The organism is Microbacterium sp. 69-7, assembly GCF_001897985.1.
Classification (GTDB): Bacteria; Actinomycetota; Actinomycetes; order Actinomycetales; family Microbacteriaceae; genus Microbacterium; species Microbacterium laevaniformans.
Genome location: NZ_MKRU01000020.1, coordinates 1 through 22,675, shown reverse-complemented (window position 1 = coordinate 22,675; position 22,675 = coordinate 1). Strand labels below are relative to the sequence as shown.

22 protein-coding genes are annotated in these 22,675 nt (G+C 69.3%); 20 read left to right on the top strand and 2 right to left on the bottom strand.

The features are described from left to right. Window positions 1–132 precede the first annotated feature (132 nt). From BGN98_RS02200 to BGN98_RS02155, 10 genes are all read left to right on the top strand, one after another. Window positions 133–978: a transglutaminase-like domain-containing protein gene (locus BGN98_RS02200; protein ID WP_288119271.1), complete on the top strand. Its 846-nt coding sequence runs from the start codon at window positions 133–135 to the stop codon at window positions 976–978. 97 nt (window positions 979–1,075) lie between these two features. Further along, window positions 1,076–2,743 carry an arginine--tRNA ligase gene (locus BGN98_RS02195; protein WP_288119269.1) on the top strand — a complete coding sequence of 556 codons (1,668 nt, stop codon included), beginning with the start codon at window positions 1,076–1,078 and terminating at the stop codon, window positions 2,741–2,743. 1 nt (window position 2,744) lies between these two features. Then, the gene (locus BGN98_RS02190) at window positions 2,745–3,584 is read left to right on the top strand and encodes an LmeA family phospholipid-binding protein (RefSeq protein WP_288119267.1); all 840 of its coding nucleotides are present in this window, start codon (window positions 2,745–2,747) and stop codon (window positions 3,582–3,584) included. A 122-nt stretch (window positions 3,585–3,706) separates the two neighbouring features. Next, window positions 3,707–5,155, top strand: coding sequence for a diaminopimelate decarboxylase (gene lysA / locus BGN98_RS02185; RefSeq protein ID WP_288119265.1), 1,449 nt, complete (start codon window positions 3,707–3,709; stop codon window positions 5,153–5,155). Next, the gene (locus tag BGN98_RS02180; protein WP_288119263.1) at window positions 5,152–6,504 is read left to right on the top strand and encodes a homoserine dehydrogenase; all 1,353 of its coding nucleotides are present in this window, start codon (window positions 5,152–5,154) and stop codon (window positions 6,502–6,504) included. Before lysA ends, BGN98_RS02180 begins: the two co-directional genes overlap by 4 nt. Window positions 6,505–6,539: 35 nt before the next feature. Continuing rightward, complete coding sequence (gene thrC / locus BGN98_RS02175) at window positions 6,540–7,610, top strand: threonine synthase (protein WP_288119261.1); 1,071 nt, start codon at window positions 6,540–6,542, stop codon at window positions 7,608–7,610. Then, window positions 7,607–8,551, top strand: a complete 945-nt coding sequence (gene thrB, locus BGN98_RS02170; RefSeq protein ID WP_016463319.1) for a homoserine kinase — start codon at window positions 7,607–7,609, stop codon at window positions 8,549–8,551. Before thrC ends, thrB begins: the two co-directional genes overlap by 4 nt. 165 nt (window positions 8,552–8,716) lie before the next feature. Continuing rightward, window positions 8,717–10,771 carry a transcription termination factor Rho gene (rho, locus tag BGN98_RS02165; RefSeq protein WP_288119259.1) on the top strand — a complete coding sequence of 685 codons (2,055 nt, stop codon included), beginning with the start codon at window positions 8,717–8,719 and terminating at the stop codon, window positions 10,769–10,771. Window positions 10,772–10,782: 11 nt separating this feature from the next. Continuing rightward, on the top strand, window positions 10,783–11,859 hold the full coding sequence (prfA, locus tag BGN98_RS02160; RefSeq protein ID WP_288119258.1) for a peptide chain release factor 1: 1,077 nt from the start codon (window positions 10,783–10,785) through the stop codon (window positions 11,857–11,859). Between the two features lie 45 nt (window positions 11,860–11,904). Then, window positions 11,905–12,225 (top strand): hypothetical protein, encoded by a 321-nt coding sequence (locus BGN98_RS02155; RefSeq protein ID WP_036285878.1) that lies wholly within the window; start codon window positions 11,905–11,907, stop codon window positions 12,223–12,225. Between the two features lie 246 nt (window positions 12,226–12,471). On the opposite strand, the gene epsC is transcribed toward BGN98_RS02155, so the two are convergent. After that, on the bottom strand, window positions 12,472–13,077 hold the full coding sequence (gene epsC / locus BGN98_RS02150) for a serine O-acetyltransferase EpsC (protein WP_036285880.1): 606 nt from the start codon (window positions 13,075–13,077) through the stop codon (window positions 12,472–12,474). Between the two features lie 8 nt (window positions 13,078–13,085). Next, on the bottom strand, window positions 13,086–14,024 hold the full coding sequence (gene cysK / locus BGN98_RS02145) for a cysteine synthase A (protein WP_036285882.1): 939 nt from the start codon (window positions 14,022–14,024) through the stop codon (window positions 13,086–13,088). A 178-nt stretch (window positions 14,025–14,202) separates the two neighbouring features. On the opposite strand from cysK, the gene prmC reads away from it, so the two are divergent. From prmC to BGN98_RS02095, 10 genes are all read left to right on the top strand, one after another. After that, a complete protein-coding gene (prmC, locus tag BGN98_RS02140; protein ID WP_036285884.1) occupies window positions 14,203–15,084 on the top strand; it encodes a peptide chain release factor N(5)-glutamine methyltransferase in 882 nt (293 codons plus the stop codon). Between the two features lie 53 nt (window positions 15,085–15,137). Continuing rightward, the gene (locus BGN98_RS02135) at window positions 15,138–15,833 is read left to right on the top strand and encodes an L-threonylcarbamoyladenylate synthase (protein WP_036285886.1); all 696 of its coding nucleotides are present in this window, start codon (window positions 15,138–15,140) and stop codon (window positions 15,831–15,833) included. After that, the gene (locus BGN98_RS02130) at window positions 15,830–17,011 is read left to right on the top strand and encodes an MraY family glycosyltransferase (RefSeq protein ID WP_036285888.1); all 1,182 of its coding nucleotides are present in this window, start codon (window positions 15,830–15,832) and stop codon (window positions 17,009–17,011) included. The genes BGN98_RS02135 and BGN98_RS02130 overlap by 4 nt, the downstream gene beginning before the upstream one ends. Then, window positions 17,008–17,544, top strand: coding sequence for a Cg1360 family ATP-synthase-associated protein (locus tag BGN98_RS02125; RefSeq protein WP_288119254.1), 537 nt, complete (start codon window positions 17,008–17,010; stop codon window positions 17,542–17,544). The genes BGN98_RS02130 and BGN98_RS02125 overlap by 4 nt, the downstream gene beginning before the upstream one ends. A gap of 45 nt (window positions 17,545–17,589) precedes the next feature. Then, window positions 17,590–18,459 carry a F0F1 ATP synthase subunit A gene (atpB, locus tag BGN98_RS02120; RefSeq protein WP_081767965.1) on the top strand — a complete coding sequence of 290 codons (870 nt, stop codon included), beginning with the start codon at window positions 17,590–17,592 and terminating at the stop codon, window positions 18,457–18,459. Between the two features lie 49 nt (window positions 18,460–18,508). Beyond that, on the top strand, window positions 18,509–18,742 hold the full coding sequence (gene atpE / locus BGN98_RS02115) for an ATP synthase F0 subunit C (protein WP_005048632.1): 234 nt from the start codon (window positions 18,509–18,511) through the stop codon (window positions 18,740–18,742). Between the two features lie 29 nt (window positions 18,743–18,771). Then, window positions 18,772–19,308 carry a F0F1 ATP synthase subunit B gene (locus tag BGN98_RS02110; RefSeq protein ID WP_061682837.1) on the top strand — a complete coding sequence of 179 codons (537 nt, stop codon included), beginning with the start codon at window positions 18,772–18,774 and terminating at the stop codon, window positions 19,306–19,308. Continuing rightward, window positions 19,308–20,096: a F0F1 ATP synthase subunit delta gene (locus BGN98_RS02105; protein WP_288119250.1), complete on the top strand. Its 789-nt coding sequence runs from the start codon at window positions 19,308–19,310 to the stop codon at window positions 20,094–20,096. The genes BGN98_RS02110 and BGN98_RS02105 overlap by 1 nt, the downstream gene beginning before the upstream one ends. A 15-nt stretch (window positions 20,097–20,111) precedes the next feature. Beyond that, complete coding sequence (atpA, locus tag BGN98_RS02100; RefSeq protein ID WP_039414518.1) at window positions 20,112–21,752, top strand: F0F1 ATP synthase subunit alpha; 1,641 nt, start codon at window positions 20,112–20,114, stop codon at window positions 21,750–21,752. A gap of 29 nt (window positions 21,753–21,781) precedes the next feature. Continuing rightward, window positions 21,782–22,675, top strand: an 894-nt coding sequence (locus BGN98_RS02095; protein ID WP_288119249.1) for a F0F1 ATP synthase subunit gamma, incomplete at its 3' end; no start/stop codon positions are given.

Below are 22,675 nucleotides of genomic sequence, written 5' to 3'. Positions count from 1 at the left end.
CGAAGCGTCACCGATCTCTTGATGCCGATCCGTCACCGATGTCCTGAGACATGACAGTGCGTTGCGGCATCCCTCTGGAGGGTCGAAACATCGGTGTACGCGGAGGCCATCGCGGCGTGCGAGGATACTGCGGTGCAACGCCTCGTGACCGCCGAACTGGACCTCGATCTCGGGGCTTCCGTCGACCTCATCTTCCAGATCGCCGCGGCCCAACCGGCGCCCGTTCTGCGGGAGGAACTGACGTTCACGCAAGGCGATCGCGTCTACACGCCCACCGAGATCATCGACCAGTCCGGCAGCCGCCTGCACCGTCTGCTCGGCGAGGCCGGCCGCCTCGAGGTGCGCTACGAAGCCCTCATCGACGGGCAGGTCACGCAGCGCGCCACAAGCGACCTCGAAGCCATCACCTACCTGCGTCCGAGCCGCTACTGCCAGTCTGACGAGGTGTTCTCGCAGGCGCGCCGCCAGTTCCGCGGCCTGCAGGGGCTCGAGCTCATCACCGCGGTCAGCGAGTTCGTCGCCTCCAGCACGACGTACACGCCGGGACTGAGCCAGGGCACCGACTCGGCCGTCACCACACTCATGACCGGCCAGGGCGTCTGCCGTGACTACGCCCACGTTGTCATCGCGCTGCTGCGCGCCATGGACATGCCCGCCCGCTACGCCGCGTGCTTTGCTCCCGGCCTTCGCCCGATGGACTTCCACGCCGTCGCCGAGGCCTACCTCGACGGCAGCTGGTACGTCATCGACGCCACCCGGCTCGCCAACCGCCGCTCGCTCGTGCGCATTGCGACCGGTCGCGACGCCGCCGACTGTGCCTTCCTCAGCTACCACGGCGGCTATGTGGGCCTGCAGCGCATGCGCGTCGACGCGTGCGTCCTGCCCGACGATGCGGCCGACATGGGGGCGCAGGATGCCGCCGCGGCGGCATCCGACCCCGCTCTGGACGACTTCGCCGAACTCATCCAGCTCGCCTGACCGCGACCGGTGGCTGCTCGGCGGCGCGCACCCCAGCGTGGATGCCGAGGTGCGCACGCAGGTGGGGGAGAGTCGGCGCCCGTAGACTTGACGGGCTATGAATCCCGATGCCCTCGCCGCCGCCCTCCTCGCCGCCATCGCCCCGCTCGCCGAGGCGCGACGTCCCGGCTCGAGCGCCGGTCTGACCGCGGCCGATTTCCCCCTGGAGCGCCCGCGCAACCGTGACCACGGCGACTGGGCGTCCAACGCCGCCCTGAAGCTCGGCAAGGTCGTCGGGGTGAACCCGCGCGAGTTCGCGCAGGAGATCGCCGACGCGCTCGCCGCGACCGACGGCGTCGCCAGCGTCGAGGTCGCCGGGCCGGGGTTCATCAACATCCGCCTCGAAGCGGGAGCGGCCGGCGCCCTCGCCAAGACCATCGTCGAGGCAGGCGCGGCCTACGGCACCAACGACACCCAGCGCGGACAGAGCATCAACCTCGAGTTCGTCAGCGCCAACCCCACCGGGCCCATGCACATCGGGCACACCCGGTGGGCAGCGCTCGGCGACGCGATCGCCCGCGTGCTGCTGGCCAGCGGCGCGACGCTCGTGCGCGAGTTCTACATCAACGACGCAGGCGCGCAGATGGACCGCTTCGGACGTTCCGTCCTCGCCGCGATCAAGGGCGAGCCGACGCCCGAGGACGGCTACCCGGGCTCCTACATCGGCGATCTCGCCAGCCGCGTGCTCGCCGAGCTGCCCGGCATCCTCGATCTCTCCGACGATGAGCAGCTGGTGCAGGCACGTGACCGCGCCTACGCCCTACAGCTCGCCGATCTGCAGGCGTCGCTGGAGAAGTTCAACGTGCACTTCGACGTCTTCTTCAGCGAGCGCACGCTCCACGCGCACGGCCCGAACGGCGAGCCCAGCCTCGTCGACGAGGCCGTCGACCGTCTGCGCGCGCAGGGCCACGTGTTCGAGCAGGACGACGCCATCTGGGTGCGCACGACCGACTTCGGCGACGACAAGGATCGTGTCATCCGCCGCTCCAACGGCGAGTACACCTACTTCGCCGCCGACGCCGCGTACTACCTCAACAAGAGCGACCGCGGCTTCGCGCACAAGATCTATCTGCTCGGCGCCGACCACCACGGCTACGTCCACCGTCTCAAGGCGCTCGCCGGTGCTGCCGGCGACGACCCCGAGAAGGACATCGAGGTGCTCATCGGTCAGCTCGTGTCGGTCAACGGTGCCCGCCTGTCCAAGCGCGCCGGCAACATCATCGAGCTGGACGACCTGCGCGACTGGCTCGGCACCGACGCGCTGCGCTACTCGCTGGCGCGCTACCCCGCCGACTCGCCGCTGACGCTCGATCCCGAGATCCTCACGAAGCGCACGAACGACAACCCCGTGTTCTACGTGCAGTACGCGCACGCCCGCACGCACAACGTCGCCCGCAACGGCGCCGACTCCGGTGTCGATCGCAGCGCCTTCGCCCCCGAGCTGCTCGAGCACGAGACCGAGTCGGCGCTGCTCGGGGCACTGCAGGAGTTCCCGCGCATCGTGGCCTACGCCGCCGAGGTGCGCGAGCCGCACCGCGTCGCGCGCTACCTCGAAGAGCTCGCGAGCCTGTACCACCGGTGGTACGACAACTGCCGCGTGACCCCGCTCGGCGACGAGCCCGTCACCGACCTGCACCGCACGCGCCTCTGGCTCAACGACGCCACCGGCCAGGTGCTCCGCAACGGCTTGGACCTGCTCGGAGTGAGCGCACCGGAGCGGATGTGACGTGAACGACCAGCACCCCACGCAGCCGCTTGCCGACCCCTCTGCGCGGTGGGTGCTGTCGACGGATGCCGCGGCATCCGCCCCACGGCGGCGAGGCCGCCGCTGGCCCTGGCTGATCGCCGTGATCGCCGTCGCGGTGCTCGCGGCGGGCGCGTGGTTCGCGGGGGAGTACATCGCCCGCGGCATCGTCGAGCGGACGATCCGCGACCAGGTCGCCTCCCGCCTGGACATCCCCGCCGACCAGCACGTCGACGTGGATGTGCGCGGCGCGGTGATCCCGCAGCTGATCGGCGGTCGTCTCGACGACGTCACGGTCTCGGCCGCCGACGTGAGCCTGGGCGCGCTGACCGGCGATGTCGAAGTGCATGCGGCGGGTGTGCCCATCCGCGGTGACGCCCCGCTGCAGAGCGCGAGCGCGACGGTGCGGCTCGACCAGGATCAGGTGCGGGCGCTGCTGGGTACCGTCGACGGATTTCCCGCGGATGCCGTCACCGTCGAGGCTCCCGACATCGTGATGTCGACGGAGCTGAAGGCGTTCTCCCTCTCGGTGCCCGTCGGCGTGAGCCTCACGCCGTCGGCATCCGGCGGTGACCTGGTGCTCACCCCGCGGGCCCTTCGTGTCTCGGGAGCCGAAGTGTCGGCCGACGTGCTCATCGACCAGTTCGGAGCGTTGGCGCGGACGGTCGTGCGCGACTGGGATGTGTGCGTGAAGCAGTACCTGCCGGTGGGGCTCACGCTGTCGGGTGTGCGCGTGGACGGAGCGCAGGTGGTCGCCGACATCGCCATCGATCCGCGGATCACCGTCGATGCGGCGCTGCAGCAGAAGGGCACGTGCAGCTGAGGGAGCCTCTCCCACCGACGCGTCACATGCGCGGGCCGGTATGCGCAGGTGCCCTAGACTTCTAGGACTGCCGGGCGTGACGTCACCGACGGCAGCCCGACCCCACACGATTGGTTCCGCACGTGTCCGCCGCCTCCGACCGCCCGCTCGTGCCCGCGTGGCTTGCCGAACCGGCCGACGCGAACGCGCTCGCCCCGCTGGTGTGGCCGTCCTCGGCCGCGCGTGATGCCGACGGCCAGCTCGAGATCGCGGGCGTCGGCGTTCGGGACCTGCGCGCGCGGTTCGGCACTCCTTTGTACGTCCTCGACGAGGACGGTGTCCGCTCACGCGCGCGCGAGGTGCGTGACGCCTTCACCGTGGCGGCCGCGCGCCGCGGCGTGCAGGCACGCATCTATTACGCCGGCAAGGCGTTCCTCTCGACCGAGGTCGTGCGCTGGGTGACCGAGGAGGGCCTCGCCGTCGACGTCGCCACCGGCGGCGAGCTCGCTGTCGCGCTCGCCGCGGGTGCCGATCCGTCCCGCCTGGGTCTGCACGGCAACAACAAGTCGGTCGCCGAGCTCGAGCGCGCCGTCGAGATCGGCATCGGCTCGATCGTGATCGACTCACGTATCGAGCTCGAGCGTCTCGCCGCGATCGTCGAGCGGCGCCGCGCGGACGATGCGGCCCCGCAGGCGGTGCTCGTCCGCGTCAACAGTGGCGTGCACGCCGAGACACACGATTTCCTGGCGACCGCCCATGAAGACCAGAAGTTCGGCTTCGCCCTGTCCGACGCCCCCGCGGTCGTCGCCCGCATCCGCGAGCTTCCGGGCCTGCGGTTCGTCGGGCTGCACTGCCATATCGGCTCGCAGATCTTCGGCACCCGCGGATTCGAAGAGTCCGCGGCGCGCGTGGTCGACCTCCACGCCGAGCTGCTCGCGGGCGGCGACATCCCGCTCCTCAACCTCGGTGGCGGCTTCGGCATCGCCTACACATCGGTCGACGAGCCCACGCCGATCGCCGATCTCGCCGAGGGCATCGTCGAGGCCGTCGCGCGCGAGTGCGACGTGCGCGGCATCCCCCTGCCGAATCTCGCGTTCGAGCCGGGCCGCACGATCGTCGGACGCGCCGGCGTCACGCTCTACGAAGTCGGCACGGTCAAGCCCGTCCACGCCAGCGACGAGGTGACCCGTCTCTACGTGAGCGTCGACGGCGGCATGAGCGACAACGCCCGACCGGCGCTATACGGCGCGCAGTACTCGGCGCGCCTCGCCTCGCGCACGTCGGATGCCGCGTCCGTCCTGTCGCGCGTCGTGGGCCGTCACTGCGAGTCCGGCGACATCGTCGTCGACGCGGAGTACCTGCCCGGCGACATCACACCCGGCGATCTCCTCGCCGTGCCCGCGACCGGCGCCTACTGCTTCTCGCTGTCGAGCAACTACAACTACGTGCCCCGTCCGCCGGTCGTCGCCGTGCGGGGCGGCACCGCCCGCGTGATCGTCCGAGGCGAGAGCATCGATGACCTGCTGGCGCGCGATCTGGGGGTCGCGACCCCCGCATCCGCCGAGACGTCCCCGGCCGAGGAGAAGGAATGACCGACTACCGTCGACTGCGCGTGGCCCTGCTCGGAGCCGGAGCCGTCGGATCCCAGGTGGCGGACCTCCTGCGCACGCACGCGGACGAGCTCTCCGACCGTGCCGGCGCGGCTCTCGAGCTCGTGGGGATCGCCGTACGCAACCCCGACGCTCCGCGCGACGCCGATCTGCCGCGCGAGCTGTTCACCACCGATTCGGAACAGCTGATCGTCGGCGCCGACATCGTCATCGAGCTGATGGGCGGCATCGAGCCCGCGCGCACCGACATTCTGCTCGCGCTGTCGTCGGGCGCCGATGTCGTCACCGCGAACAAAGCCCTGCTGGCCACACACGGCCCCGAGATCTTCGACGCTGCCGACCAGGTGGGCGCCTCCGTCTATTACGAGGCCGCCGCCGCCGGCGCCATCCCGATCATCCGCCCGCTGCGCGATTCGCTGGCCGGCGACCGCGTACAGCGGATCATGGGCATCGTCAACGGCACCACGAACTACATCCTCGATCGCATGGACGCCGAGGGCAGCGAGTTCGCGGACGTCCTCGCCGACGCGCAGCGACTCGGTTACGCCGAAGCCGACCCTACGGCCGATGTCGAAGGCTACGACGCGGCGCAGAAGGCCACCATCCTCGCGTCTCTCGCGTTCCACACGGCCGTGCCCCTCGAAGCGGTGCACCGCGAGGGCATCACCGGCATCGACCGCCAGACGATCGACGCGGCTCGCCACGCCGGCTACGTCATCAAGCTGCTCGCGGTGTGCGAGCGGATCACGGATGCCGAGGCGCACTCGCCCACCGGCGAAGCCATCTCGGTGCGGGTGTATCCCGCGCTGATTCCGCGCGAGCACCCGCTGGCGAGCGTGCACGGCGCCAACAATGCGGTGTTCGTGCAGGCCGAAGCCGCCGGCAACCTCATGTTCTACGGCGCGGGTGCCGGCGGCGTGCAGACCGCGTCGGCGGTGCTCGGCGATGTCGTCTCGGCCGCCCGCCGCCACATCGCCGGCGGTGTGGGCGTCGGTGAGTCCACGCGCGCCAATCTTCCGGTCGTGCCGATCGGCCGCGTGACGACGCGCTACCAGATCACCCTCGAGGTCTCCGACCAGCCGGGCGTTCTCGCCACCGTCGCGGGCATTCTCAGCGAGGGTCGGGTCTCGATCGCGACGGTCGAGCAGACCATCGAACCGGCTGCTGAGCAGAGCCTCGTCCCCGCCGAACAGGGCATCGCGGACATTGCGCGCCTCGTCATCGGCACCCACACGGCCCGCGAGCAGGATCTCAGCGACACCGTCGACCGTCTCGCCGCCAGTGGCGTGGTCGACCGGGTCGTATCGGTCCTCCGCGTCGAAGGCAACTGAACTCGCGGTCGCGGCACCGCAAGAAGGAGATGGAGATGGCACACGTCTGGCAGGGAGTCCTGCGCGAATACGCCGACCGGCTCGGCGTCACCGAGGCGTCCACGGTCGTGACGCTCGGCGAGGGAGGCACGCCGCTGATTCCGGCCGCCGCGCTGTCGCAGCAGACCGGCGCGAACGTCTTCATCAAGTTCGAGGGCATGAACCCGACCGGCTCGTTCAAGGACCGCGGCATGACCGTCGCGCTCTCGCGCGCCGTCGAGCACGGTGCGAAGGCCGTCATCTGTGCCTCGACCGGCAACACCTCGGCATCCGCCGCCGCTTACGCGGCCCACGCGGGCATCACCGCGGCCGTGCTGGTGCCGGAGGGCAAGATCGCGATGGGCAAGCTCAGTCAGGCGGTCGTGCACGGCGGTCGGCTGATCCAGGTGCGCGGCAACTTCGACGACTGCCTGGATATCGCTCGCGAGCTCGCCGACAACTACCCCGTCCACCTCGTCAACTCGGTCAACCCCGACCGCATCGAGGGTCAGAAGACGGCCGCCTACGAGGTCGTCTCGCAGCTCGGCGACGCCCCCGACTTCCACCTGATCCCGGTCGGAAATGCCGGCAACTACACGGCGTACTCGCGCGGGTACCGCGAAGAGGCGGCGCGTGGCGTGGCGACCAAGGTGCCGCGGATGTTCGGCTTCCAGGCTGAAGGCTCGGCGCCTCTTGTGCGCGGCGAGGTCGTCCGCAACCCCGAGACGATCGCCTCGGCCATCCGCATCGGCAACCCCGCGTCGTGGGAGCTCGCGCTCGAAGCCCGCGATGCGACGCAGGGCTGGTTCGGCGCGATCGACGATGCACGCATCCTCGCGGCGCAGAAGCTGCTGGCCAGCACGGCCGGCGTCTTCGTGGAGCCGGCGTCGGCCATCGGCGTCGCGGGTCTGCTCGACCGTGCCGAGGCGGGCGTCATCCCCGCGGGCGCCACGATCGTCATCACGGTCACCGGCCACGGCCTGAAGGATCCCCAGTGGGCCCTGCGCAAGGCCGACGGCACCGAGGTCGAGCCCACGGTCGTCGATGCGACGACCAGTGAGGTCGCCTCCGTCCTCGACCTGGCATGACGGCCATGGCTTCGGCGGGACGTTCCGTCGCGGTACGTGTTCCCGCCACGAGCGCCAACCTCGGTCCCGGCTTCGACACGCTCGGACTCGCGCTGAGCTCGTACGACGAGTTGACCGTCACCGCGTTGGCGGACAGCGCTCTGGAGATCGTCGTGTCGGGGGAGGGGGCGGGCGAGGTGCCGACCGACGCCTCACACCTCGTCGTGCGCTCGATGGCGTACGCCTTCGAGGCCGTCGGCCGTGAGATGCCCGGCATCCGCCTCGAGGCGCACAACACGATTCCACACGGGCGGGGCATGGGATCGTCCGGCGCCGCGGTCGTTGCGGGCCTGCTGGCAGCGAAGGGCCTGCTTGCCGGCGACGTCGAGATCGGTCCCGACGCGCTCCTGCGCCTGGCGACCGAGCTCGAGGGTCACCCCGACAATGTCGCTCCCGCACTGTTCGGCGGATTGACGATCGCGTGGATGGACGAGAACGGTCCGCAGCACAAGAAGCTGCTCGTGCATCGGGGCGTTTCTCCTCTCGTGTTCGTCCCCGACTTCACGATGTCGACCGCCGTCGCTCGGGGCCTCGCGCCCCTGCAGGTGCCCCGCGAGGATGCCGTGTTCAACGTCTCGCGCTCGGCGCTGCTGATCGCGGCACTCACGCAGAGCCCCGAGCTGCTGATGGCCGCCACCGAGGACAAGCTCCACCAGTCGTACCGCGCGCAGGCGATGCCGGCGACCGACGAGCTCGTCCGTGCGCTGCGCGCGCACGGCTTCGCCGCCGTCGTCTCCGGCGCCGGCCCGAGCGTCCTCGTGCTCGCGGACGGCCCGGGGCAGCGTCTGGAGGCGGCGGAGGTCGCGGCATCCGTCACGGACACCCCGTGGGAACCGCGCATGCTCGCCGTCGACGTCAAGGGTGGTACAGTGAGGAACCATACGGAGGGTGCCACGGCGTGACCGTGAATCTGGCCTCCGTCGCAATTCTGCGAACCACCGCATAACCCTCACGTTGCACCATCGCGCGTCTGAGCTAGACGTGCATGCGCGCACGAGAGCGGTAGCGCCTGTCGTGGACGGCGCGATGCGGACGGTATCCGTCCACATGCCTACGAAGGAGAACTCGTGGAGTCCCTCTCCGAGATCCAGACCGAGAACACCGAGAACGTCGAGAGCGCGCAAGCCACCGGCGTCGAGGAGAACACCGCCGAGGCGACCCCGGTCGCCGAGAGCACCGAGACCGCTGAGGTCGAGGCTCCCGCCGAGGAGTCCGCCGCCGCTGCCGCCGAGGCCGTTCAGACCGAGGCCCCCGACGTGGAGGTGCCGTCGGATGCCGAGGCTCCCGCCGCCGCCGAGGTCGAGCCCGCCCCCGTGGAGGCTGAGCCCGCCCCCGTGGAGGCTGAGCCCGCTGCGGCGGAGGCGGCGCCGGTCGTTCCCGAGGAGAAGCCAGCGAAGGCTCCCCGCAAGCGTGCGCCGCGCCGCGCGAAGAGCGCCGACGTCGCGCCCGCTGAGGATGCCGCCACGGACGCGGTGACCGAGACCGCTGCCGCCGCGCAGGACCCGGCAGAGTCCGCCGCTTCGACGCCGACGGCGGCCGACGAGACCCCCGCGGCCGAGGCTGCGGCCGAGACTCCTGCCGCCGACGCCGCCGAGACCGCCGCCGACGCCGCCGAGACCGCCGCCACCGGCGACGCGTCGGGTGCCGAAACGACGGACAGCGCCGCGGCAGACGCGGCAGGCGCCGCCGAGGGCGAGACCCCCAGCCGCAGCCGCTCGCGCAGCCGCAGCCGCAGCCGCAACCGCGGTCAGCGCGGCGAGAACGGCCAGAACGCTCAGGGTGCGCAGAACGCCCAGAACAACGCTCCGGCCGCTCCGGCCGCCGAAGAGAGCGCAGACGGCGACGACGAGCAGGCCCAGGGCCGCGGTCGCCAGCGCAACAAGCGTCGGGGCCCGGCGCAGAACGGCGACGAGTTCGAAACCGAGATCGGCGAGGACGACGTCCTCATCCCGATCGCCGGCATCCTCGACGTCCTCGACAACTACGCTTTCGTGCGCACCACCGGCTACCTGCCGGGGGCGAGCGACGTCTACGTGTCGCTCGGCCAGGTCAAGAAGTACAACCTGCGCAAGGGCGACGCCGTCGTCGGCGCCATCAAGCAGCCGCGCGAGGGCGAGCAGTCCAGCCGCCAGAAGTACAACGCGCTGGTCAAGGTCGACGCCATCAACGGGCTGTCGGTCGACGACGCCGCCGAGCGTGTCGAGTTCGGTAAGCTCACCCCGCTCTACCCGCAGGAGCGCCTGCGCCTGGAGACGGCGCCGGAGAAGCTCACGCAGCGCATCATCGACCTCGTCGCGCCCATCGGAAAGGGCCAGCGCGGCCTCATCGTCGCGCCGCCCAAGGCCGGCAAGACGATCGTGCTGCAGCAGATCGCCAACGCGATCGCGACGAACAACCCCGAGGTCCACCTCATGGTCGTGCTCGTCGACGAGCGTCCCGAAGAGGTCACCGACATGCAGCGGACCGTCAAGGGTGAGGTCATCGCCTCCACCTTCGACCGTCCCGCCGAAGACCACACCACGGTCGCGGAGCTGGCCATCGAGCGCGCGAAGCGCCTCGTCGAGCTCGGCCGCGATGTCGTCGTGCTCCTCGACTCGATCACGCGCCTGGGCCGCGCGTACAACATCTCTGCACCCACGAGCGGCCGCGTGCTCAGCGGCGGCGTCGACGCGTCGGCGCTGTACCCGCCCAAGCGCTTCTTCGGGGCAGCCCGCAACATCGAGAACGGCGGCTCGCTGACCATTCTCGCCACGGCGCTCGTGGAGACCGGCTCGAAGATGGACGAGGTCATCTTTGAGGAGTTCAAGGGCACCGGCAACAGCGAGCTGCGCCTGTCGCGCCAGCTGGCCGACAAGCGGATCTTCCCGGCCGTCGACGTCAACGCGTCCTCGACCCGCCGCGAGGAGATGCTGCTGAACCCCGATGAGGTGAAGATCACCTGGAAGCTGCGTCGCGCCCTCGCCGGCCTCGACCCGCAGCAGGCCCTCGAGGTGGTGCTCGGCAAGCTCAAGGAGACGAGCTCCAACGTCGAGTTCCTCTACCAGATGCAGAACGTGCAGATGAAGTCGGTGTCCACGGCCGGCGGCGGCCACAGCCACGGGCACGAGAACAGCATCCGCTGAGCGGGCTCTTCGTGTTCGAGTCCGTCCAGGCGCTGATCGACGAGCACCGCGCGGTCCAGGAGGAACTCTCCGACCCCGCGGTGCACGCCGATGCCGCGCGCGCCAAGCGCGTCAACCGGCGCTACGCCGAGCTGTCCAGGATCGTCGCGGCCCACGACGCATGGCGGGCGGCGGACGACGACCTCGCGGCGGCGCGTGAACTCGCCCGCGAGGACGACGCTTTCGCCGAGGAGGTCCCGGCGCTCGAAGAACGGGTCGCGGCGGCGCAGGAGAAGCTGCGGCGCCTGCTCATCCCACGCGACCCCGACGATGCGCGCGACGTGATCCTCGAGGTCAAAGCGGGTGAGGGCGGTGCCGAGTCGGCGCTGTTCGCGGCCGATCTGCTGCGGATGTATCTGCAGTACGCGGCATCCATGGGCTGGAAGACCGAGCTGCTGGAGCGCAACGAGTCCGACCTCGGCGGCTACAAGGACGTCCAGGTCGCCATCAAGGGAAGCTCGACCGATCCGGCGCAGGGCGTGTGGGCCCACCTCAAGTACGAGGGCGGCGTGCACCGCGTGCAGCGGGTTCCCGCGACCGAGTCGCAGGGGCGCATCCACACCTCGACGACCGGGGTGCTGGTCTTCCCGGAGGTCGACGAGCCCGAAGAGGTGCAGATCGACGCCAACGACCTGAAGATCGACGTGTTCCGCTCCTCGGGACCGGGGGGACAGTCGGTCAACACGACCGACTCCGCCGTGCGCATCACGCACCTTCCGAGCGGCATCGTCGTCTCGATGCAGAACGAGAAGAGCCAGCTGCAGAACCGCGAGGCGGGCATGCGCGTACTGCGTGCGCGACTGCTCGCGAAGCAGCAGGAGGAGCGGGATGCCGCGGCATCCGACGCCCGTCGTTCGCAGATCCGGGGGATGGACCGTTCGGAGCGCATCCGCACGTACAACTTCCCCGAGAACCGCATCGCGGACCACCGCACGGGCTACAAGGCCTACAACCTCGATCAGGTGATGGACGGGGCGCTCGGCCCGCTCATCGAGTCGGCGATCGCCGCCGACGAAGAGGCGCGACTCGCGGCGCTGGGCGCCGACTGACCCCCGCGGACGGATCGAGGCTCGCAGGGGCGCTACGCTCGCGTCATGATCACGTTCCTGCTGCGAGCCGCCGTCTTTCTCGCCTCCGCTGCGGTCGGCCTCATCGTCGCCGACATCGTGCTGCCGGGCTTCAGCAGCGATTGGCGCAGCCCGGTGGGGTTCATTCTCGTGATCGTCATCTTCGCCGTGCTGCAGAGCGTCCTCGCGCCGTGGTTGGCCCGGGTGGCGCAGAGAAACGCTCCCGCCTTCCTCGGAGGCATCGGGATCGTCGCGCCGATGATCGTCTGGGTCGTCACCGCGATCGCGGCGTTCCTGTTGCCGGCTGTGCTGCTGAAGAAGAAGGTCCAGGACCGGCGCGAGAGCTGAGGCGCCGGGGCCGGCGGTGGTGGCGGCGCGGTGGTCCTCGTCCCACTTTCGGTGACCGTTGTCCCCTTTGCTGCGGCGAGTGTCCCGGAAGGTGCTGTTGTGGCGGCGTGTCGCCAGCGTTTTGTGGGACATGGACGGCGGGCCGGCGTTCGCCACCACCGGCATCCGCACCGTCATCGCTACTCGGCACCCCACGCCGCCACCCGTAGCAGCGGCCATCACCCGCATCGCCACCCGGCGCGCGTCTCAGATGAAGTACTCGGGCGTCGTCAGCAGCGCGCGCGTCTCTTCCCCTGCGCGGCGGGAGCGAGCCGTGGCGGGGACGCCGACCAGCACGGAATCCGCGGGAGCATCGCGAGTGACCACGGCATTGGCGCCGACGACCGAGCCGGCGCCGATCGTGATCGGGCCGAGGATCTTCGCTCCCGCGCCGACCGCGACGCCGTCACCGAGGGTGGGGTGCCGCTTACCGGCGTCGCGTGTGCGTCCGCCCAGCGTCACGCCGTGGTAGAGCATCACGTCGTCGCCGATCTCGGCGGTCTCACCGATCACCACGCCCATGCCGTGATCGATGAAGAAGCGGCGGCCGATCGTCGCGCCGGGGTGGATCTCCACTCCCGTCACCCACCGCGCCGCCTGGGAGAGAGCCCGCGCGGCGAAGCGCCACCCGCGACGCCACAGCGCGTGCGCGACGCGGTAGATCCAGATGGCGTGCAGACCGGAGTACAGAACCGCGATCTCCGCTGCGCCGCGGGCTGCGGGGTCTCTCAGCTTCGCGGCCGCGATGTCTTCACGGACGCGTGCGAAGGCCCCGAGCCGCGGCGCAGCGGTATCGGTAGAGGTGCCACTCACGCGGGGGATCAGTCCTCGCGCAGGTGCTCGTAGAGCGCGGTGGAGAGGTAGCGCTCGCCGAAGGAGGGGATGATCACGACGATGTTCTTGCCCTCGGCCTCCGGACGCGCGGCGATCTGCAGGGCTGCCCAGATGGCGGCGCCCGACGAGATGCCGACCAGGATCCCCTCGGTGGTCGCCACCTCTCGTGCCACGCGGATGGCGTCGTCGAACTCGACATCCACGACCTCGTCGATCACGCCCTGGTCGAGGATCTCCGGAATGAAGTTGGGACCGATGCCCTGGATCTTGTGGGGTCCGGGGGTTCCCTTGGTCAACAGCGGGGAGTCGGCGGGCTCGACGGCGATGACCTTCGCCTCGGGCACGCGCTCCTTGAGGACCTGGCCGACACCCGTGATGGTTCCGCCGGTGCCGATGCCGGCGACGAAGTAGCTGATCTCCCCGTCGGTGTCGCGGAGGATCTCCTCCGCCGTCGTCTTGCGGTGGATGGCGGGGTTCGCCTCGTTCGCGAACTGCTTGGCCAGGACCGCGCCCGGCGTGGCGGCGGCGATCTCCTCGGCCTTCGCGACCGCGCCCTTCATCCCGAGTGCGGGCTCGGTGAGCACGAGCTCCGCTCCGTATGCCTTCAGGAGCATGCGGCGCTCGACCGACATCGATGCCGGCATCGTGAGGATGACCTTGTAGCCGCGTGCGGCGCCGACCATCGCCAGTGCGATGCCGGTGTTGCCGCTCGTGCCCTCGACGATCGTGCCGCCGGGCTGCAGTGCACCGGAGGCTTCGGCCGCATCGACGATGGCGATGCCCAGACGGTCCTTCACGGAGGACGCGGGGTTGTAGAACTCGAGCTTGGCGAGCACCGTGCCGGGCAGGCCCTCGCTGATGCGGTTCAGGCGCACCAGTGGGGTGTTGCCGAATGCGCTCGTGATGTCGGAGTGGATGCCGGACATGGCTTGCCTTTCGTGCGGGGCGGGTGTCGCCGGGTCGCGCGTTCGTGCGCTCCCTCGTCAGCGTGTCGAACCAGCCTAAGCGTCGCCTGTATTCCCGAGTCGAATGTGACGAATCTTCACGGTGGGTGCGGGGCTCCCGCGGCGGGTCCGAGCGCTCGCGGCTAGGGTGGAGAAGCTGATGACCTCTCCGCCTGTCTCCGGCCCGCCTGCCGACCTGTCCGCGCTGCTGCGCGCCGCGTCGGCGACCCTCGCCGCCGCGGGCGTCCCCACGCCCGACGTCGATGCCGAGTTGCTCGCCGCCCATGTGCTCTCCCTTCCGCGGGGTGAACTGCTCGCCGCTGCTCTGCGCGGCGATCGGGCTCCGGACGATACCGCGGCGTTCGACGAGCTCATCCGCCGCCGTGCGACGAGGGAGCCTCTCCAGCACCTCATCGGCGTCGCACCGTTCCGCCATCTGGAACTGCGCGTCGGGCCCGGGGTGTTCGTCCCGCGTCCCGAGACGGAGATGGTCGCCCAACTCGCGATCGACGCGTTGCGTGCCGTGCCGGATGCCGCGCCCATCGCCGTTGACCTCGGGACGGGATCCGGGGCGATCGCCCTGGCAATGGCGACCGAGGTTCCGCACGCGCGCGTGCACGCCGCCGAGAACGCCGTCGACGCGTATGTCTGGGCGAAGGAGAACTTCGCGGCCCACGCCCCCCAGGCGCGACTCGCGTTCATCGACCTCGCCGATGCCTTCCGCGAACTCGACGGCACGGTCGCGGTGCTGGTGTCCAATCCGCCCTACGTTCCCGATGCCGCCATCCCGCGTGACCCGGAGGTACGACACTGGGACCCTCCGAGCGCCCTCTATGGCGGAGCGGATGGCCTGGACGTCGTCCGAGTGCTCTCCGAGGTCGGGCTGCGCCTGCTGCGTTCGGGCGGAACACTCGTGATCGAGCACGGAGAGTGGCAGGGGGCGCCGATCCGTGCGCTCCTGGACGCGGCCGGGTGGCGGGCGTGCGCCACGCATCCGGACCTCACCCTGCGCGACCGGGCGACGACGGCCGTACGTCCCTGACCGCTGCGGTCGTTGAGCGATCCGAGCCGCTCGAAACGTAGACTGGTGGGGATATGTCTGAGTTCTTCGACGCACGCGACGCCGAGCAGCTGCTTCCCGGGCTGCGCAAGGCGCGCCAGGCCATCGGTCGCGGCGAGCTCATCGTGATGCCGACGGACACGGTCTACGGCATCGCCGCCGATGCCTTCAGCGCCAGCGCCGTCGCGGCTCTCCTCGCCGCCAAGGGTCGCGGGAGGCAGTCGCCGCCCCCCGTGCTCGTTGCCGGTCTGTCGACCATGCGCGCGCTCGTGGCCGAGGTGCCAGCCCCCGTGGAACGGCTCGTCGAGGAGTTCTGGCCCGGGGGACTGACGATCGTCCTACCGTCGCAGCCCTCGCTGTCATGGGATCTGGGTGACACCCACGGTACCGTCGCGGTGCGCATGCCTGCCGATCGCATCGCGCTCGAGCTGTTGGAGGACTGCGGGCCGCTCGCGGTCTCCAGCGCCAACCTCACGGGCAAGGCCGCGGCCGTCGACGCGCACAACGCCTACAACATGCTGCGTGACAGTGTCGCGGTGTATCTGGACGGCGGCCCCTCCACGCACGGCGTCGCTTCGACGATCGTGGACGCGACCGGACTGGTCGGCGCCGGCGATCGTCCCGTCCGGGTCCTGCGTGAGGGCGCCGTGTCGCGCGCGCGCCTGCGCGAGGTGCTCGGTGACCTGCTCGAACCCGATCCCGAACCGCTCCACGACGCCTCCGCGTCATGAGGTTCTATCTGCTCACCGTCCTGCTGACGGGCGCGGCGACGCTCGCCTTCACGTGGGCGGTGTGGCGGATCGGCATGCGCTTCAAGCTCTATCCCGAGATCCGCGAGCGCGACGTGCACACCACACCCAAGCCGCGCGTCGGCGGCGTCGCGATGTTCCTCGGCGTGCTCGTCGCCTTCGCGCTGTCGTCGCAGATCCCGTACTTCTCCATCTTCTGGGCCGATCCCGCCGTGATCTGGTCGCTGCTGGGCGCCTCCGCACTGATCGTCGTCGTGGGCGTCGCCGACGACCTCTTCGACCTGGACTGGATGATCAAGCTCGGGGCGCAGTTCCTCGCCGCCGGCATCGTCGTCGGCTTCGGCGGCATCCAGATCTTCTTCATCCCCTTCGGACAGCAGTTCGTCGTGTCGAGCTTCGCCAGCTTCGCGATGTCGGTCGTCGCCATCGTCATCGTGATGAACGCGGTCAACTTCATCGACGGCCTCGACGGCCTCGTCGCCGGTGTCGCTCTCATCTCCAACGCCGTCTTCTTCGTCTACTCGTATCTCGTCGCCCGCGATACCGGCGCGTCGAGTTACTCGAGCCTGGCATCGTTCATCGCCGTGGCCCTCATCGGAGTGTGCATCGGGTTCCTTCCCCTCAACTGGAATCCGTCGAAGCTGTTCATGGGCGACTCCGGAGCGCTGCTGCTCGGCCTTCTCATGGCGTCGTCGGCGATCGTGTTCACGGGCAACCTGCCGCCGGCGCTGCTGGGCGACAACGACGTGTTCGGGCGCTCACAGCTTCTGGGCGCGTTCATCCCGATCCTGCTGCCCGTGGTCGTCGTGCTGCTGCCGCTGCTCGATTTCGGCATGGCGATCGTCCGCCGGATGGCGCGCGGCAAGTCCCCCTTCTCACCCGATCGCAAGCACCTGCATCACCGCATGCTCGATATGGGACACAGTGACCGTGATGCCGTGCTCATCTTCTACGCGTGGACCGCCGTCGTCTCGGTGGGCGTGCTGCTCATGTACATCGGCACGACCCAGGCGTGGCCGGGTGACTACTGGATCGGCGTCGTGTTCGTGCTCATCGGCGTCGCGGCCTGCCTCGTCGTCACCCTGCAGCCGTCCGTGCGTCCGCCCGCGTCACCGACCGGTGCCGCCACGTTGTCCGATCCGACCCCGAGGAATCCATGACCTCCCTCTCCAGCACCCCCGTCCTGCGCACCACGCTGCTGTGGTCGGCGGCGGCCACGGCCGCGCTCGCCGTCGCCGGCGCGATCGTCGGCTTCGCCGTCGCCGGGCCCTCCGGACTGTGGAGCGCGATCGTCGCGATCGTGCTGGCCGCCGTGTTCCTCGGCTTCACCGCCGGGACCATCCTCATCGCGAACCGGTGGTACGGCGACGCGCTCTACGTGCCGATCTTCTTCGGCGCCGTCATGGGCGGCTGGCTCCTGAAGTTCGTCGTCTTCCTGGTCGTGCTGTTCCTGCTGAGGGGACAGTCGTGGCTCAACCCCGGAGTCTTCTTCGTGGCGCTGGTGGTCAGTGTGGTCGCTTCCCTCGTCATCGACGCGGTCGTCATGACCCGGATGCGCATCCCCGCCGTCAGCGACGTGACGCTGCCCACCCTTGCGGATATCGCCGACGAGGCGCGTCAGCCGGCACCGCCGGAGGAGGGGGATGCCGCGAGCGGTACGTCGCACGCGGACGATAACGCCCCGCGGGGCTGATAGGCTGTCTCTGCGCCCGTTCGCGCTCCGCGAAACGCGTGCGCAGTGACGCTCACACCGACCATCGTCGCCCCGGATCACTCCGGTGCCCCGAAGCTGGAGCCAGCGCTGTTTACCCAAGCTGCGACACTGATCGCCAAGACCGCCGAAGACGGCGGCTTCCACGGCCCGTCCATCGATGACTTCTTCCCGGACGTCCTTTTCAGCGTCCTGGGTGTCCCGGTCACGCGGATCCACCTCATCCAGTTCATCGCGACGATCGGTCTCGTGCTCTTCCTGTGGCTCGGCACTCGCCGTATGCGGGTGGTTCCGGGTCGGTTCCAGAGCATCGCGGAGATGGGCCTCGACTTCGTGCGGGTCAACATCGCCGAAGACCTGCTGGGCAAGAAGGACGGCCAGCGGTTCCTGCCGATCCTGACGACCATGTTCTTCATGATCCTGTTCTTCAACATCACAGGAATCATCCCGTTCATGAACCTGGCGGGCACGAGCATCATCGCCGTCCCGCTCATGCTGGCGGTCATCAGCTACGTCACGTTCATCTACGCCGGGATCAAGAAGAGCCCCAAGAACTTCTTCAAGAACGCCCTGTTCCCCTCGGGCGTGCCCCCGTTCCTGTACATCATCGTCACGCCGCTCGAGTTCCTCTCGACGTTCATCATCCGACCCGTCACCCTGACGCTGCGACTGCTGATGAACATGATCGTCGGACACCTGATGCTCGTCCTGTTCTTCTCAGCGACGCAGTTCTTCCTCATCACCCTCGGTGGCTGGTGGTCGGCTCTGGCGGCGGGTTCGCTCGCCTTCGGTCTCGCCTTCACGCTGTTCGAGATCCTGGTGGCCTTCCTCCAGGCGTACGTCTTCACCATCCTCACCGCGGTCTACATCCAGCTCGCGGTCGCAGAAGAGCACTGAGCGGGAGCGGCTTCCGCCTCTCCCACCCAACCCCGAAAGGAAACACCCCGTGGACGCAATTACGGTTCTCGCCGAGCTCAAGGGCAACGTCGCGACGATGGGCTACGGCCTCGCCGCCATCGGCCCCGCCATCGGCGTGGGCATCGTCGTCGGCAAGACGATCGAGGGCGTCGCCCGTCAGCCCGAGCTGGCCGGTCGACTGCAGGTCCTGATGTGGATCGGTATCGCCTTCACCGAGGCGCTCGCCTTCATCGGCATCGCCGCCGGCTTCATCTTCGTCTGATCGCCCGCACCAGTTCTTAAGGAGACAGGATGCGCAATCTTGTCGCGTACGCCGCGGAGGAAACGGGTCACAACCCGCTCATCCCCGCCTGGTACGACATCATCTGGTCGGGTGTCTGCTTCATCGTCATCCTCATCGTCGTGTGGAAGGTCGCCCTCCCCAAGATGAAGGTGCTGCTGGATCAGCGCGCCGCCGCCATCGAAGGCAACATCGCCAAGGCCGACGAGGCCCAGCGAAAGGCCGAAGCCGCTCTTGAGGAGTACACGGCGCAGCTCGCCGAGGCTCGCAAGGAGGCCGGCGAGATCCGTGACGCCGCCCGCGAGGACGGCAAGAAGATCGTCGCCGAGGCCAAAGAGACGGCATCCGCCGAGGCCGCGCGCCTCACCGCCACCGCGCACACGCAGATCGAGGCGGAGCGTCAGTCGGCGCTCGTGTCGCTGCGCAGTGAGGTCGGCACCCTGGCGCTCGACCTGGCCAGTGGTGTCATCGGCGAGTCGCTGACCGACGACGCCAAGGCGAAGGGCGTCGTGGACCGCTTCCTCGCCGACCTCGAGAAGGCGAAGTAATGGGCAGCGCGACCACTCAGGCACTGGCGACGACCACGGCGGAGCTGACGACGGCGAACGTGGGGGACCTCACGGTCGCTCGCGAGCTGTTCTCGGCCGCGCGCGAGATCGCCGACTCGGCGCAGCTGAGCGGCGCGCTCTCCTCGTGGGGCGCGCCCGCTGAGGCGCGCGCACAGGTCGCCAAGGCCGTCTTCGCCGGGTACAGCCCCGTTGCGGTCCAGCTGCTGACCTCGGCCGTCTCGCAGCGCTGGTCGTCCACGACGGATCTGATCTCCGGCATCGAGGAACTCGCGATCCGCGCCGCGGCGATCGGCTCACCCGCGACCGACGTCGAGGGCGAGCTGTTCCAGATCGCCCGCCTGGTTGCGGCGAACCCGGAGCTCGAGCTCGCGCTCGGCAGCCGCCTGGGCGATGCCGCTGCGAAGGGCGAGCTCATCGAGAAGCTTCTCGGCGGACGCGCGGGTGAGGCGACGGTGCTCATCGCGTCCCAGCTCGTGCAGCAGCCCCGGGAGCGCCGCGTGCGCTTCCTTCTGAACCGCGCGCTGCAGCTGGTCGCCGATCAGCGTGGCAAGAAGGTCGCGACCGTGCGGGTGGCGGGCCCGCTGGATGCCGCGCAGCAGGAGCGCCTCGCGGGCGCGCTCAGCACCCGATACGGCGCCGACGTCACGGTCAACGTGGTCGTCCATCCCGAGGTGCTCGGCGGTATGCGCGTGGAGATCGGTGACGACGTCATCGACGGCACCGTCTCCTCTCGAATCAACGACTTGCGCCAGCGCCTCGCTGGCTAGAACAGAAGGAACACCATGGCAGATCTGACCATCAGCCCCGACGTCATCCGTGACGCGCTGAAAGACTTCGTCGCCGCTTACGAACCCACCGGCGCCGCCGCCACCGAGGTCGGCACGGTCGTCGACGCCGCCGACGGCATCGCCCACGTCGAGGGTCTTCCCGGCGTCATGGCCAATGAGCTCGTGCGGTTCGAGAACGGCGTCGAGGGTCTGGCGCTGAACCTGGACGAGAACGAGATCGGTGTCGTCGTGCTCGGCGAGTTCTCCGGCATCGAGGCAGGCCAGAAGGTCACCCGCACCGGCGAGGTTCTCTCCGTCGCCGTCGGCGATGGCTACCTCGGGCGCGTCGTCGACCCGCTGGGCAACCCCATCGACGGACTCGGCGAGATCGCGACCGAGGGCCGCCGCGCCCTCGAGCTGCAGGCCCCCGGCGTCATGCAGCGTAAGAGCGTGCACGAGCCCATGCAGACCGGCATCAAGGCCATCGACGCGATGATCCCCGTCGGACGTGGCCAGCGTCAGCTGATCATCGGCGACCGCCAGACCGGCAAGACCGCGATCGCGATCGACACGATCATCAACCAGAAGGCCAACTGGGAGTCGGGCGACGTCAACAAGCAGGTGCGCTGCATCTACGTCGCGATCGGTCAGAAGGGCTCGACGATCGCCTCCGTCAAGGGTGCGCTCGAGGATGCCGGCGCGATGGAGTACACGACGATCGTCGCGGCCCCGGCATCCGACCCGGCCGGCTTCAAGTACCTCGCCCCGTACACCGGCTCGGCCATCGGTCAGCACTGGATGTACGGCGGCAAGCACGTCCTGATCATCTTCGACGACCTGTCGAAGCAGGCCGAGGCCTACCGTGCCGTGTCGCTGCTGCTGCGCCGCCCGCCGGGCCGCGAGGCGTACCCCGGTGACGTCTTCTACCTCCACTCGCGTCTGCTGGAGCGTTGCGCCAAGCTGAGCGACGAGCTGGGTGCGGGATCGATGACGGGTCTGCCCATCATCGAGACCAAGGCCAACGACGTCTCGGCGTACATCCCGACCAACGTGATCTCCATCACGGACGGCCAGATCTTCCTGCAGTCCGACCTGTTCAACGCCAACCAGCGTCCCGCGGTCGACGTGGGTATCTCGGTCTCTCGCGTCGGCGGTGACGCCCAGGTGAAGTCGATCAAGAAGGTCTCCGGAACGCTCAAGCTCGAGCTGGCCCAGTACCGCTCGCTCGAGGCGTTCGCGATGTTCGCCTCCGACCTGGACGCGGCCTCGCGCCGCCAGCTCGAGCGTGGTGCCCGTCTGACCGAGCTGCTCAAGCAGCCCCAGTACGACCCGTACCCCGTCGAGGAGCAGGTCGTCTCGATCTGGGCCGGCACCAACGGCAAGCTCGACACGATCGCGGTCGAGGATGTGCTCCGTTTCGAGCGCGACCTTCTCGACTACCTCAAGCGCAACACGACCATCCTGGATACGCTGCGTGACACCAACGTGCTCGACGACGCCACCGTCGCAGAGCTCACCAAGGTCACCGACGAGTTCATCCTGGAGTTCCAGGGCGGCAAGGGCCAGGCGATCAACAAGCCGGGTCACGAAGAGGTCGCCGCCGCGCACGAGGAGGACGTGAACCAGGAGCAGATCGTCAAGGGTCGTCGCGGCTGAGGCCGGGCGCAATCTGAGACCGAGAACTCATGGGAGCACAACTCAGGGTCTACAAGCAGAAGATCGCCTCTGCTCAGACGACCAAAAAGATCACGAAGGCGATGGAACTCATCGCGGCTTCGCGCATCCAGAAGGCGATGGCGCGCGTGCGCACATCCTCGCCCTTCGCGCGGGCCGTGACGCGAGCCGTCTCCGCCGTGGCGACGCATTCGAACGTGCAGCACCCGCTGACGACCGAGCGCGAGACGATCCGCCGGTCGGCGGTCGTCATCTTCGCCTCGGACCGGGGCCTGGCGGGCGCGTTCAACTCGCAGATCCTGCGCGAGGGGCTGCAGCTCGGCGAGCTGCTGCGTTCGCAGGGCAAGGAGGTCGAGTACTTCCTCGTCGGGCGCAAGGCAGTGGGCTACTTCCAGTTCCGTCGGATGGCATCGGCAGGGGAGTGGGTGGGTGACACCGACACGCCGCACTTCAACACGGCGGAGCAGATCGCCGGCGCCCTTCTGGACGCCTACGACCGCGGCGGCCAGGAGCAGGGCGGCGTCGACGAGATCCACCTCGTGTTCAACCGCTTCGTCAGCATGATGACGCAGGAGCCGCAGACCGTGCGTCTGCTGCCCCTGGAAGTCGTCGACGCCGACGAGGTCGTCGAGTCCGCCGGAGCGAGCAGTCAGGTCTATCCGCTGTACGAGTTCGAGCCCAGCCCCGAGGTCGTGCTCGACGCTCTGCTGCCGGTGTACGTGCAGAGCCGCGTGTTCAACGCACTTCTGCAGTCGTCGGCCGCGAAGCACGCTGCGACCCAGAAGGCGATGAAGAGCGCCAGCGACAACGCCGACAAGCTCATCACCGACTACACCCGCCTGCGCAACAACGCGCGTCAGGCCGAGATCACTCAGCAGATCGCCGAGATCGTCGGCGGCGCCGAC

What these genes read in the sequence shown, in the direction of transcription:
- BGN98_RS02195 (WP_288119269.1), top strand. Translation starts at nt 1,076, where the DNA reads ATGAATCCCGATGCCCTCGCCGCCGCCCTCCTCGCCGCCATCGCCCCG.
- BGN98_RS02180 (WP_288119263.1), top strand. Translation starts at nt 5,152, where the DNA reads ATGACCGACTACCGTCGACTGCGCGTGGCCCTGCTCGGAGCCGGAGCC.
- thrC (WP_288119261.1), top strand. Translation starts at nt 6,540, where the DNA reads ATGGCACACGTCTGGCAGGGAGTCCTGCGCGAATACGCCGACCGGCTC.
- thrB (WP_016463319.1), top strand. Translation starts at nt 7,607, where the DNA reads ATGACGGCCATGGCTTCGGCGGGACGTTCCGTCGCGGTACGTGTTCCC.
- BGN98_RS02155 (WP_036285878.1), top strand. Translation starts at nt 11,905, where the DNA reads ATGATCACGTTCCTGCTGCGAGCCGCCGTCTTTCTCGCCTCCGCTGCG.
- cysK (WP_036285882.1), bottom strand. Translation starts at nt 14,024, where the DNA reads ATGTCCGGCATCCACTCCGACATCACGAGCGCATTCGGCAACACCCCA.
- prmC (WP_036285884.1), top strand. Translation starts at nt 14,203, where the DNA reads ATGACCTCTCCGCCTGTCTCCGGCCCGCCTGCCGACCTGTCCGCGCTG.
- BGN98_RS02135 (WP_036285886.1), top strand. Translation starts at nt 15,138, where the DNA reads ATGTCTGAGTTCTTCGACGCACGCGACGCCGAGCAGCTGCTTCCCGGG.
- BGN98_RS02130 (WP_036285888.1), top strand. Translation starts at nt 15,830, where the DNA reads ATGAGGTTCTATCTGCTCACCGTCCTGCTGACGGGCGCGGCGACGCTC.
- BGN98_RS02125 (WP_288119254.1), top strand. Translation starts at nt 17,008, where the DNA reads ATGACCTCCCTCTCCAGCACCCCCGTCCTGCGCACCACGCTGCTGTGG.
- BGN98_RS02110 (WP_061682837.1), top strand. Translation starts at nt 18,772, where the DNA reads ATGCGCAATCTTGTCGCGTACGCCGCGGAGGAAACGGGTCACAACCCG.
- BGN98_RS02105 (WP_288119250.1), top strand. Translation starts at nt 19,308, where the DNA reads ATGGGCAGCGCGACCACTCAGGCACTGGCGACGACCACGGCGGAGCTG.
- atpA (WP_039414518.1), top strand. Translation starts at nt 20,112, where the DNA reads ATGGCAGATCTGACCATCAGCCCCGACGTCATCCGTGACGCGCTGAAA.